Here is a 12666-nt window from a genome sequence, read left to right on the forward strand (position 1 = left end):
CCCATTCGGTAAGAAAGGTCAGAGCGCTTCATGCTTAAAGAGAAAATAAACGCACGCCAATTGTTTTCCCTGATCGTACTGTTCGAATTAGGGACGGCGTTGGTGCTGCCGATCGGCTTCGTTTCCCATCGGGATGTCTGGCTGTCGATCTTGCTGGCCTTGATCGGGGGGATCCTGTTATTCCTGATCTACGACCAAATAGTCCGGCAGTACCCCGAATCGACGTTCGTCGGATCCATCCGCCAAATCATGGGGACCTATGCGGGTTCGCTCATCGGCTTCCTCTATCTCGGCTTCTTCATCCATAACGACGCCAGGGTGCTGCGGGAGACCGGCGAGCTGCTCGTCACGTCCGCGTACGATATGACGCCGTTATTCGTCATTTGCGCTTTCTTTATGCTAACGGTCGTTTACGTCGTAAGCAAGGGAGTCGAAGTATTGGCGAGAACCGGCGAGATCTATCTGCTTCACGTTCTTATTCTAGGCGGAGGAGGAACGATCCTGATCCTGTTCTCGGGGATCGTGCACGTCGAGAATCTGCTGCCGGTTATGGAAGATGGAGCGGGGAAGGTACTGGAGTCGGCTTATCGTTATATTCTCATGTTCCCTTTCGGCGAGATGATTTGTTTTGCCGCCATCCTTCCGTCCTTGAACCGGACTTCGTCGGGACGGAAGGCCGGAATTCTGGCTCTGATCGCCAGCGGTACGATTCTAAGCGCCGCTCATGCGATCGAGGTCTCGGTTCTTGGAGCCAACATCTACGGCCGTTCTACGTTCCCCTTGTTTCTCGCGGTCAGCAAAGTCAATATTATGGATTTCATTCAACGAATGGACGGCTTGGTCATCCTGACTCTGATCATTACCTCCTTCTTCAAATGCGCGATCAATTGCTATGCTGCCATTACCGTAGCCGCCGACCTGTTCCGCGTTCGCGAACCGATGAAGCTGGCGATGCCGGTCGGCTTGGTCGTCCTGTTCAACTCCATGATGACCTCTAACGACTGGCCGGAGTTCGCCTTGAAGGGCAAAGAGGTAATCATGGGGATCCTGCTGCCGGTTTACTCCGTCGCGATTCCCGTCGGATTGCTCGCGGTTCATTGGATTCGCCGGTCGATCGGAAGCAAGACGCTTTAAGGAGCGATCGAGTTATGGCGTCGACTTGCGTTTCGATGCCGCTCTTACGATAGACGCGGCTAAACCAAGAAGGAGAAGGACCGCCAATGCGAGCTCCGGGAGTGTCATCAGCTTGAAAGGGTTCTCCAGCAATCGGAAGGATCCGATTATGCTGTTGCCGGCCATCCAATCGACCATTAGCGTGTAAACCGTGCCATAGACAAATAGCAATACCGTAACGGCTGCTAGCTTCATGCGCTTCTCCTCCTTGGTTATCGCAGTTTAACCCACATGACCGGTCGAACTCCCAGTACCGCATCGACCTTGCGATGATACACTTGGTAATCCGATGCCACGACCCGTGCCATATCGGAGCTGTTGTAATACGGAGCGGCAAGCCAATAATCATGGGATAGAACGGACGCCGACTTCGATAGCTTAAAGAGCTTCTCCGCATCGTCGACGGAAGGCAAGGTTAAATAAGCCGAGTACATCTTCCGATAGGCACGATTGCTGTCCTGCGAAACATATTTGATGGGCGAAAACCAGTAATGGGGACGGTCTCCTTTCTCGGATTGCGGGGAGTTGGATTCATTGCATAAGGCGGGATATTCCGTCCATAGAATGCGGCTTCGCTCTTCCGGCGTAAACCATTCATTCGCTTTGGCATTAAGGTCCGATCGAATGCTCGCTTGAGAATAATCGTTAGAGCGTTCGTCGTACGCGCGGCGATATAACGCGTTCTTGGCGATTATCTTGATTCGATCGTCTTGCCTATCCAAGACGTACCACTTTATGGGTTTGTCGTCGAAGCGGCCTATCGTTACGGTTCCCGGCGAGCCGGGATAGAAAGCGATGATTGCCAATAAGGCCGCAACGGCAATGGCGATACGCCGGAACGTCAGGCTTCGATAATCCAGATTGTCCAACAGCAAAACGACGATCAGCATGTCGAAATGAACGTTGAACAGGAACATATGCTTCTGCAGATCGGCATTCCCGTTGCTCACGATGGGGACGATGAATTGACCCGCCGCGGCGCACAAGAGCGCCAACCTCAGCAAGATACGGTAGAAGTCTGCCCTTTTCCTAACTAATGAAACTACATTGGCGACATACAGGACCGACACGACGCCAAAGAATACGGAAGCGAAGCCGGCTGCTTCCTTGCGGAAGCTCTCCCACAGGTTCCATCGAAAAGCAAACCGTAAATCCGCTCGCTCGCTAGGCAGATTAATATTGGATAAATAAGTGGGACGAAGAGGCAAAGCGGCCTCGGCGCTCTCATCCAGCTTTGCGGCGAAGAAGGAGGGATGCGTCAAGTAATACTTGAATACCCCGAATTTGTCGACCCGGTCAAAAAACTCAGATTTAAAATCAGGATCCCGTTTGTAATAGGGATTCAAGGGGTGCCGTACGTTGGCGTTCAAGGCTTCCAGCTTGGACAGCTCCCGCGGCAAACCGAGGTCTTCGGCAGCCTTCTCCGGCGACGGGTTCTTGTACAAAACGCCGAAGAATACGGATTGAAAGGTGGTCATCTTGGTCATCCATTCGGGCGCAATCATGACATACCGGTAAGAAGCAACAAGCATAACGACGATCGAGACGCAGACCAAGATTTTTTTCTTAAGGTTCTCTTTTTTTATCGCGTAATAAGCAAGGGGAATGGATAGCAACACCGTTGACGGAAAGTTGGCCGCTTTGGAACCGGAAAAAAGGAACAGGGACAGCAACGCCCCCGCGTAAATCCAATACCCGTTGTCGTTTCTCTCAAGATAGAAAAGCAGGACAAAAGCCATGACGAGAAAGATTAGCGTAGTCGATTCCCCGTAAAAGGAATTGAAATAAACCAAATAGCCGCAATCCAAAAACATAACGGCAAAAACGATTTTAACCGACAAATCGGCGGATAGTTGAATTCTCCACTTCTTCTTCAGAAATAGAGCCATAGCAACCGCATAGATAAGGACGTATGATATGGTTTGAAAAACCAGGTTAAACAAGCCGGGTTCTCGCCGAAGAAGCTTGTTGGCGGCCGCGTTGAAAAACAAGGCGACTTTGACAAAGATAAATTGAGCGGAGTAATACTCCGCGGGGTTGTGTTGGACGGGCCGAAAGATGCGGATAAAATACCTGCCCAAACTGGTTGGATTAGCTATGTCATACAGATATTCGGCGCTCAAGTACTTGATCCCGCTGACCGACGAGAGCCCGAAGGCTCTCATCGTTCGGTTAAAGTCGGAATTATCGGCAAGCCCTATCGTCCTTGGAACATAGATCAGGATGGCGATGGCGAGCACAACGAGGATATAGAGGATCCACGCCCGTATCGTTTTGGACTTCAGCAAAGTCGTACCCCTTCTTACTTGTCGAAAATTCATTGGTTTCCATACTGTGCCCGTTAATGGAACCATCATACTTAAGCGGCTTGTATTGTATAATGGAGGGCAAGCGGGGGGAAACGAATGAACAAAACCGAACGGCAGCTCGCCGTCACTCTCGAACTGCAGCGCAACAAAGTGGTGAGAGCGGAGGACTTGGCGGCACACTTCGAGACAAGCGTCCGGACGATCTATCGCGACATTCAAGCCTTGAGCGAAGCGGGCGTTCCGATCATCGGCGCTCCAGGTCAAGGCTACTCCATGATGGAGGGCTATTTTCTGCCTCCGATCGGGTTCACGGCGGAAGAAGCCGTGGCTCTGCTGATGGGGACGGACTTTATCGAACAAAGGCTGGATGAAGAGTACGGCAGCAAGGCCAATACGGCTCGGCGCAAGATCGAAGCGATCCTGCCGGAAGCCGTGCGAGCCGAGTCGAAGCGAGTCCGGGAAACCATGAAGCTGATTTACTCCGGCGAACCGTCAACCGGCCAGAAGGTGAAGGACTATCTTGCATTGGCGCGGCAAGCCATACTGGAACGCCGTAAATTAATCTTTACGTATCAGAAAAAAATGCCGGAACCGGATGGAAGTCGTCAGAGCAGCAGGGAAGTCGATCCGTACGGGCTGGCGCTTGTTCAGGGACATTGGGTATTGGTCGCCCGCTGCAGCTTGCGTCAAGATATCCGGCACTTCCGATTGTCTCGGATGACGGAGCTGGCCGTATCGGAGGAACGCTATTCCATGCCGCCAGGCTTTGATCTAAGCCGTTATCGCCCGCCGGACGACCGTAACGTGCGGGTGTCGATACGGGCAAATCCCGCCATTGCCGACAAAATCGAGGAGACCGTTCCCTTTTATCTGGAGGAGATGGAGACGCGAGAAGACGTCCTTATGGTTACGTTTCTAGTTCGAAGGCCGGAAGAGCTGCTGCCTCACGTACTCGGTTGGGGCGGAGAGGTCGAGGTTTTGGAGCCGGAGTCCTTACGCAGCAGGATTCGGGAGGAAGCCGAGAAAATGTTAAAACGCTACTGACACGCTGTTGTCAGTAGCGTTTTTTTATAGTGGAATTAACCTAATGAGAAGAGGAGTTGCTTTACCAATGAGAAGGACTGCGGAAGCCCTGCGGCAGTTTGAAGTGTCGATAAAAACCTATTTAAGCGAACTTGAGAAGCTTGAGTGGGAGCAGTTGCTTTATAAGGCGAATCCGGAGGAATGGTCCATCGGGCAAATGTACGTTCATTTGATTCAATCGGCGCAAGGGATGCAATTGCGCAATGCCGACCTATGCTTGGCCGGAAGCGAGGAGAATTTGAGCGCGAACGGGGAGAAAACGGAGAGCGGGAAGGCGGTATTCGATCAAGGAAGTTTTCCGCCCGTGCGGGTTCGCGTCCCGGCATCCCCGCAATACACGCCGAAGCAACCCGAAAGCAGAGACCGGCTGATAGAGGGGCTGCATGCAGTCGCTGAGCGGATGCGAGGGATGGAACCCGCATTGGCTCAAGCGTCCGAACGCAACAAGGTCCTCCATCCCAGGTTAGGGGCGCTAAACGCCAAAGAGTGGTTTTTGTTGGTCGAAATGCACTATCGGCACCATTTCTTGCAGTTGGACCGACTAAAGAGCGAGTTGCCTAGCTCCTCAAACTAAACTGAACACCATCGCCAATAAAGCTGCGAATAGGCCGCCGACCAGCGAACTCGCGAAGTTGACGGCATCGTTGTTCCAGCCTGCCCGCCCGCGGATTCGTTCGGCGGGCTTCTCGCAATGACGAGGCTGTTCGATCTCGCGGCCGCACACCCTGCAGCGGTACATCTGCTGCCAGGTCGCGCCGATCCAAGAATCGGCCAGCGATCCGACAAGGCCGCCCAGTCCGGCTATCCCAATGTAGGCGATCAGCCTTAGCGGCGCAGCCTCTTCCGATTCGAGGGATACAGCAAGCGATAAAGCACCGGCTACGGCGCCGATAAACAGTCCCCCGGCAAGCGAAGCGCCCAGACCGAGGCCGGAGACTCCGCCTGACGTGCCGGGCGCAACTTGCCGTCCCGTCTTGATCGATCTCGGCGGCTTCCGGCTCGACCCGCCAATCTCCGTCGCCCAAGTGTCGGCCGTCACCGAGGCCATGACTCCTAAGAAAGCATATAGCCATAGCGGATGAGGCCAAGCCCAATCTGCCGCGCACAATAGAAGGCCCAGACCGCCGTTGGCGAGCACCTGGCCGGCATCGCGCCTCCCGGATTTCTCGTACCCGCTCTCGGCTTGTTTCTTGGCCTGCCTTTTCCACTTGGACCACAAGGTCGAAGATACAAAAAAAGCGATGAGGGAGCCGTACCAGACCGCGCTTCCGAGCGCATACATCGTCGTCCCTAGCAAAACCGCCGCCAGAAGCCCGGAGAGGGATAACGACTTTCTGGCATAGGCCAACCCCGCGATGGCCGCGCTTCCGGCCAAACCTAATAACCATTCCAAATTCCGACGCCCCTAACCTTAAATTACATAAACGCAACAACCGTATACCAGAAGTATAACGTTATTTTTGCTCCTCTGGGAGAGCAAGCCGCGCGCCGAACGAGGCGCTTTTTTTACGTCTGACGGAGGAGGAATAAGCCCGACTTCAGTCTAGTTCAAGATAAGTCCGCAGAGCGGTGATGCCAATCCTTTACATTTGTATAATTAACAGGGTAGATAACCGAAAACAGAAATGGAAAATTCAGGACGGGAGACCGGAGAATGATGAAGGAGATGAGTTCCATGAGAAAGTTGATCGAATTCAAAAACGTGTCGAAGGAGTACCAAATAGGCGAAGTGCCGATAAAGGCGCTCGACGGAGTCGATTTTACCATATCGGAAGGGGAATTCGTGGTCATTCTAGGGGCAAGCGGCGCCGGCAAAAGCACGATTCTGAATATCCTAGGCGGCATGGATGCGGCGAGTTCCGGTCAAGTCTTCGTCGGCAATCAAGAACTAACGAAGCTGAGCGACAAAAAAATGACGCAATATCGCGCCGAGAAAGTGGGCTTCGTCTTTCAGTTTTATAACTTGATTCCGAATTTAAACGCACTCGAGAATGTCGAATTCGCCGCCGAAGTATGCAAAAACCATCTGGATGCGAAAGACACCTTAAGCAAAGTCGGATTAAAGGATCGTCTCCGCAACTTCCCTTCCCAGCTCTCCGGAGGAGAGCAGCAGCGAGTCGCGATCGCGAGAGCCGTCGCCAAGAATCCCCTGCTTCTTCTCTGCGACGAACCCACCGGCGCTCTGGATTATGTCACGGGCAAAGCCGTCTTAAAGCTTCTGCAAGATCTGAACAAAGATACGAGGAAGTGCATCGTCGTGGTCACGCATAATTCCGCAATCGCTCCGATGGCCGATAAGGTAATCAAGGTGAAGAGCGGCAAGATCGAGAGCATTACGACGAATGACGTGAAACGAAGCGTCGAAGGGATCGAGTGGTGAGCATGAAATTACTGATTAAATTAGTAAGGGATATCAAGCAATCGATAGGTCAATTTATCGCCTTGGTGCTGGTCGTCGCGGTAGGAGCTTTCTTTTATTCGGGGCTTGTCACCTATAGCAGCACGCTTAGCTCTTACACGAAGGATTATTACAAAGAACATAACCTAAGCGACCTCAACGTCTCTTACGCTCAGATCTCCCAAGAGGACGTGTCCGAATTAAGCAAGATTGAAGGCATCCATAAAATCGAAGGACGGTACACGGTAGACGCCACGCAAACATTCGATGACACTAAAGCTACCGTGACCCTTCATTCGATCCCCGCAAACAATGAAATCAACACTCTTTCTTTAATAGAGGGGGGGATTCCGTCCCACAAGAACGAGGTGTTGCTGGATTCCCATTATGCCGAAGAACACCGGTACGGCGTCGGCGATCGAATCCAATTAACGGCGAACGGCCAAGAGTTGACGTTGACCATAACCGGATTGGGCGAGAACGTCGAACATGTCAAAAAGAACGATACCCAAGACCATAAAACCTCCGGATTCGCGTACATCGACGAGGAGACGATTCCTGAGATCATAGGCGGCTTTGCCTATAATGAAGTCATCATCGACGCCGAAGAAGGCTATGACATCGACAAGCTCGGCCAAGCTATCGAAGCGCAATCCAAACAATTGCCTTACTTGGAGCAGGTCAGCAAAGAACGGTCGTTCTCCTATTCGAAAATAAACGAAACGATTGCCAACAACAATTTGATGAGCAAGGTCATCCCGTTCGTTCTCTTTGTCATCGAAGCGATTATTCTTTTTCTAACCATGTCCAGAATGATCGATTCCCAGCGAAATCAAGTAGGGATCATGAAGGCATTGGGCGTAAAAGACAGAAGCATCATGCTTCATTACATGGGATACCCCGTGCTGGTAGCCGTAGTAGGCTCCATCATAGGATGCGTCATTGCTGCTTCCGTCTTTATCCCATTCGTAACGACGTCGAGCTCGCGGTCTAACTCTCTGCCCGACATTCATTTCTCCCTATCGTATTTATCGGTCATTCCGCCTATTCTTTTATCCAGCGCGTTCGGGCTCTTAGCCTGTTATCTCAGCGGCAGAAACGTATTGAAAGAAAGAGCTGCCCAGGCGATGCGGCCAAAACCTCCTAAGAAAACGAAAAAGCTAGTCATCGAGAGAATGCCGGGGATATGGAGCCGTATCCCTTACAGCTACAAGCTGATCCTGAGGAACATCTTTTTGAATAAGCAAAAGGCGTTGGCGAGCGCAATCGGCGTAGCGGTCAGCACCGTGTTGTTGATCACGGCGTTCGGTACGCAATCGTCTTTGTTAAAAGTAGCGGGACAAGTGGAAGAGGTTTATTCCTATGACTTAAGAGTGGATTACGCGCCGGGGACCTCTTCCGATAAAGCGCAGTTGCCGCCGGGCTTAATGAACAGTCATTGGATATCCGAGTTTCCTGTCGAAATCCTGGCAGGCGACGAACAAGAGAATGCAACCTTGATCGTCACGGAAAAGGAAAACAACCTCATTCATTTCTTTGACGAGAACGCCAATCGACTCTCGTTGGAGAACGATGGCGTCGTAGTCCCTCAGTCTTACGCCGACCATTACAGCATCGCCAAAGGGGATACGATCCAAATTCGATTCAGCGCGCCGGAGCTTAACGATAAACTCGTGCAGATGAAGGTGCTTGAAATCTCGACCCAGTATTCGAATCCGTCGTTTTATATCACCCCGGCCTATTTGGAAAGCTTGGGAGTAGCGGATAGCCCAACTTCGCTGCTAGTCGAAGCCAATAGCTCCGAAGAGCTTGTCCAGGTACGTCAATTCTTTGAACAGGATCAGAACGTGGATACCATTGCGGACAAGAACGACCTCAAGGAATCGGCCGAATATATCTTGAAGCAAAACAGCTTCGTCTTTATCATGTTTATCGTCTGTGCCGTCATCCTCTCCTTCGGCGCTATCCATACGATCTCTTCCATCAATATTTACGAGAGGAATCGCGAGCTTGCTACGTTGAAGGTGTTAGGCTATGCCAAACCTAAAATAAACAGGCTGATCTTCTTGGAAAATATCGTGCTGACCGCGTTCGCCGTTCTTGTCGCTTTGCCGATTAGCGGTTACGTTTATACTTTTATCGTTAAGGCGCTTTCGAGCACTCACCAGCAAATCCCGGACCAATTAACGATAACCATCATGCTGGCGTCCGTTCTCCTCGCTTTCTTGCTGACCGTTCTGTCCAACTTGATGCTGCGGGGCAAAGTTACCCGAATCGATATGATCGAATCGTTAAAAAGCGTGGAATGACGGGTCTTGCGCTTCCTTCCCTCGTCCGGTATTCTTGGAGAATTGGGACGGAACGGGGGAAGGACATGAATTACGAATTCGCGATCATCGGCGCCGGAGTCGCCGGCGTCTTCGCAGCGCGCGAGTTGGCGAGGCGAGGACGCAAAGTTGTCGTTATCGACAAAGGCAAGAAACTGGAGGAGCGTGCTTGTCCGCTCGATCGCGGCGAAGAATGCGGCTGCGACGCCTGCGACAAGTACGTCGGCTTCGGAGGGCTGGGCCTATCCGAGGGGAAGTACAACTATACGAACGACTTCGGGGGAGATCTGGAGCGTAAAGTCGGTTACGGGCGGGCTTTGGAGCTTATGGACGAAGTGGATGCGGTACTGTGCTCGTACGGCGGAGACCGCGTCGGGCTCTATGATACTCGCGACCCGGAAATGGCCGCACAAGCGGAGAAGGCGGGATTCCGCGTACTGACGACGAGAACCCGTCATCTGGGAACGGAGCTGTCCCGGACGATCCTGCGCGGAATGTACGAGGAGATGGAGAACCGTATCGACTGGAGGTTCCGAACGGAGGCTCGGGATATTCGTCGCCTCGCGGACGGAGGCTTCGAGCTGACGCTGAAGGAAGGAGAGACGATCCGTGCAGGCAAGATCCTCATCGCCACCGGCCGCAGCGGCAATGACTGGCTGTCCAGGCAGTGCGAAGATCTGGGCATCGATTACGGAGAAGCTCGGGTCGATCTCGGCTTGCGGATCGAAATGCGCGGCGACCAACTGAACGCGATTCTAGGCCGCTCGTTCGAGACGAAACTGAGCTTCTCCGGCAACGATTATTCGGCCACGACTTACTGCATGAACCCGCGCGGACGCGTCGTCCTCAAGCAACAGGAGGGACTCGCCATGCCGGACGGGCAGAATTATCGAGAGAGGGAGGACGGGGGCACGCCTAATCTGAACTTCACTTTGTTCGTGCCGTCGTTCTTTCGAACACTCGAAGAGGCCGACCGTTATCTGCATGACGTCGTCGGAGGCATCAACCGAGGGCGGGATCGAATCGCGGCTCAGAGACTCGGGGAGCTGCGCAGGGAACGGGGCTCCGGCGGATACCGAGAGGAATCCGGTTCGGGATCCTCGGCCAGCGCCGTAATCCCGACGCTGGAAGCCGAGTTCGCGAGCCTGAGGCTCGAGGTTCCGGACCTCTACATAAGAGCCGCTCTTGAATTTCTCGATGCGCTGGAGAGGCTGATAGGCGAACCCATCGACGAGGACACGATCCTTTACGCCATCGACGGCAAGCTTTATTCGCCGGGAATCGAGACCGACGAACGGTTCGAAACCCGAGTCGAGGGGCTGTTCGTGATCGGCGATTGTTCCGGCACGACCCATTCCCTCTCCCAAGCCGCGGCCAGCGGGCTCTACGTCGGACGGGCGCTGGGATCATAACCCGTAAAATTCTCCGCCGTCGACATGCATGGTCTGGCCGATGACGAAGCTGGAATCGTTCGAAGCCAAATACAAATAGATCGGAGCGAGTTCATAAGGCTGAGCCGTTCTTCTCATGGGACCGGGGCTTTCGAATGAACCGTACGACATGTAAATTTCCATCGGAAACGAAGCCGGGATGAGGGGAGTCCACGTCCGTCCCGGGGCGACGGCGTTCACCCGGATGCCGCGAGCGATAAGGGACACGGCCAACGATCGGGTAAAGGCGCTAACCGCTCCTTTGCTGGCCGAATAATCCGCCAACCCCGGATATCCTTTGACCGCGCTGATCGAGCTTGTATTGATGATCGAGCTTCCCGGCTTTAAGTAGGGGATAGCCGCCTTGGCCATATAAAATTGAGAGAACACATTCGTACGAAAAGTCCGTTCCAATTGCTCGGCCGTAATTCGTTCGAAATCCGGCTGGAAATAGCTCACCCCGGCATTGTTGATCAGAATGTCGATTCGTCCGAGCTCGGTTATCGTCCGATGCACGGCAAGCCGGCAAAAGGGTTCGTCCCCGATGTCGCCGGAAATCGTTAAACATCGTCTGCCTAGCCGTTCGATCGTCCTTTTCGTTTCCTCTGCGTCTACGTGCTCGTTCAAATAAACGACCGAGATGTCCGCGCCTTCCCGGGCGAACAAATACGCCACCGCGCGCCCGATACCGCTGTCTCCGCCTGTAATCAGAGCCACTTTCCCCCGCAATTTGCCCGTTCCGACCTCGTTCGGCCGCTCGGATACGGGCCGGGGAACCATATTCGCTTCCACCCCCGGCTGCCCGTGTTGATCCTGCGGCGGAAACTCGACATTGATGACATTGCAGACAGTTTTATAATCATAATGGGAATACACGACAGATCCTCCATCTCGGCAATAGATACTGTCAGAATATTCCATTCATCCCAAGGAGTGACTAAGTTCTATTCGTTCCATGTATCGGTACGTTATTCACGGGAAGATCTAGTCGTTTCAACTCTTTAAGAGGGATTACGGGTTGCCGATAATAGGAGTGTATTCGTCATCGCATTGGAAACGAGGAAGCCAGAAATGATTAATCGTATCGATTCTCTAGGAGCTTTAGCAGCAATTATTCCGATCTTGAAATCGGCCATTCCCGCGGATTTATCCATTGCCCTATGCGATAGGGAGAAATTCTTGGCTTATTGGCCCGGCGAAGAGATCGATTTGAATATTCAAGCGGGCCAGCCGCTTCATGCGGAGGAACCGTTAAGCATGGCGATGAGCGGCGACACGGCATTGAAGGCCGAAGTTCCCGCGCAATATTACGGGTTTGAATTCATCGGTACGGCAACCCCGCTTCACGATAAGGAAGGCCGAGTAATCGGAGGATTAGCCGTTCAGCTTCGCAAGCACAGCGAGTTGATCGGGATCGCCGACCGGATCTTGCGCTCCTTGTCGTCCGCGAATGAACAGATCCTGCAAATCGCCCAAGGATCGAACGGGCTCGCCGACGTTACCGGGGAGCTTCTCGGCCTCTCCGACGAAGCCGAACGGAACGTCAAGAATACGGATGCCGTCGTGTCGATGATCAACGAAGTAGCCGATCGAACGCATCTATTGGGAATCAATGCCGCTATCGAGGCGGCGCACGCGGGCGAAGCGGGCCAAGGATTCGGGGTCGTTGCCACCGAGATCCGCAAGCTGTCCAAACAAACCGTCGATTCGACCCGCAGCATTCAGTCCACGCTGGGTTCTTTCCGGGACGTGACGGGGAAGATGGCCGAATCCATCGAACTGATCGCCAAGACCGGACAAGAGCAAGCGCTGTCGACGCAACGGCTATCGAGCCTAATCGACGAGATTCGAGCCATGTCCGAGAAGCTGAACGAATTCGCGAAGCAATTGTGAGTTTATCCAGAATACCGAGCAGCATGAAGAAGGGATCCGCGGCTTCGCGGTTC

11 protein-coding genes are annotated in these 12666 nt (G+C 53.1%); 7 read left to right on the top strand and 4 right to left on the bottom strand.

The window, feature by feature from the left end:
* Positions 1 to 30 precede the first annotated feature (30 nt).
* Positions 31 to 1134, top strand: a complete 1104-nt coding sequence (locus H7B67_RS25505) for a GerAB/ArcD/ProY family transporter (RefSeq protein WP_185122712.1) — start codon at positions 31 to 33, stop codon at positions 1132 to 1134.
* Between the two features lie 12 nt (positions 1135 to 1146).
* Here H7B67_RS25505 and H7B67_RS25510 read toward each other — a convergent pair whose 3' ends face one another.
* Positions 1147 to 1368 carry a YczF family membrane protein gene (locus tag H7B67_RS25510; protein ID WP_185122713.1) on the bottom strand — a complete coding sequence of 74 codons (222 nt, stop codon included), beginning with the start codon at positions 1366 to 1368 and terminating at the stop codon, positions 1147 to 1149.
* 17 nt (positions 1369 to 1385) lie between these two features.
* Complete coding sequence (gene wsfD, locus H7B67_RS25515; protein ID WP_483417632.1) at positions 1386 to 3530, bottom strand: glycan biosynthesis hexose transferase WsfD; 2145 nt, start codon at positions 3528 to 3530, stop codon at positions 1386 to 1388.
* 48 nt (positions 3531 to 3578) lie between these two features.
* On the opposite strand from wsfD, the gene H7B67_RS25525 reads away from it, so the two are divergent.
* Both H7B67_RS25525 and H7B67_RS25530 read left to right on the top strand, forming a co-directional pair.
* Positions 3579 to 4526, top strand: coding sequence for a helix-turn-helix transcriptional regulator (locus H7B67_RS25525; RefSeq protein WP_185122716.1), 948 nt, complete (start codon positions 3579 to 3581; stop codon positions 4524 to 4526).
* Positions 4527 to 4593: 67 nt separating this feature from the next.
* Complete coding sequence (locus H7B67_RS25530) at positions 4594 to 5139, top strand: DinB family protein (protein WP_185122717.1); 546 nt, start codon at positions 4594 to 4596, stop codon at positions 5137 to 5139.
* Here the strand turns inward: H7B67_RS25530 and H7B67_RS25535 are convergent.
* Positions 5131 to 5958, bottom strand: coding sequence for a DUF92 domain-containing protein (locus tag H7B67_RS25535; protein WP_185122718.1), 828 nt, complete (start codon positions 5956 to 5958; stop codon positions 5131 to 5133). The two genes, H7B67_RS25530 and H7B67_RS25535, sit on opposite strands and share 9 nt — an antisense overlap.
* A gap of 282 nt (positions 5959 to 6240) precedes the next feature.
* On the opposite strand from H7B67_RS25535, the gene H7B67_RS25540 reads away from it, so the two are divergent.
* The 3 genes from H7B67_RS25540 (at position 6241) to H7B67_RS25550 (ending at position 10702) form a co-directional block, all read left to right on the top strand.
* A complete protein-coding gene (locus H7B67_RS25540) occupies positions 6241 to 6945 on the top strand; it encodes an ABC transporter ATP-binding protein (protein WP_185122719.1) in 705 nt (234 codons plus the stop codon).
* Positions 6946 to 6947: 2 nt separating this feature from the next.
* Positions 6948 to 9272 carry an ABC transporter permease gene (locus tag H7B67_RS25545; RefSeq protein ID WP_185122755.1) on the top strand — a complete coding sequence of 775 codons (2325 nt, stop codon included), beginning with the start codon at positions 6948 to 6950 and terminating at the stop codon, positions 9270 to 9272.
* A 65-nt stretch (positions 9273 to 9337) separates the two neighbouring features.
* Positions 9338 to 10702, top strand: a complete 1365-nt coding sequence (locus H7B67_RS25550) for an NAD(P)/FAD-dependent oxidoreductase (protein WP_185122720.1) — start codon at positions 9338 to 9340, stop codon at positions 10700 to 10702.
* Here H7B67_RS25550 and H7B67_RS25555 read toward each other — a convergent pair.
* On the bottom strand, positions 10697 to 11596 hold the full coding sequence (locus H7B67_RS25555) for an SDR family oxidoreductase (RefSeq protein WP_342592637.1): 900 nt from the start codon (positions 11594 to 11596) through the stop codon (positions 10697 to 10699). The genes H7B67_RS25550 and H7B67_RS25555 overlap by 6 nt on opposite strands.
* Before the next feature lie 303 nt (positions 11597 to 11899).
* Between H7B67_RS25555 and H7B67_RS25560 the strand changes: the two genes are divergently transcribed.
* Positions 11900 to 12613 carry a methyl-accepting chemotaxis protein gene (locus tag H7B67_RS25560; RefSeq protein WP_245364108.1) on the top strand — a complete coding sequence of 238 codons (714 nt, stop codon included), beginning with the start codon at positions 11900 to 11902 and terminating at the stop codon, positions 12611 to 12613.
* The last annotated feature ends 53 nt before the right edge of the window (positions 12614 to 12666 follow it).

Source organism: Cohnella thailandensis (assembly GCF_014212135.1).
GTDB classification, from domain to species: domain Bacteria; phylum Bacillota; class Bacilli; order Paenibacillales; family Paenibacillaceae; genus Cohnella; species Cohnella thailandensis.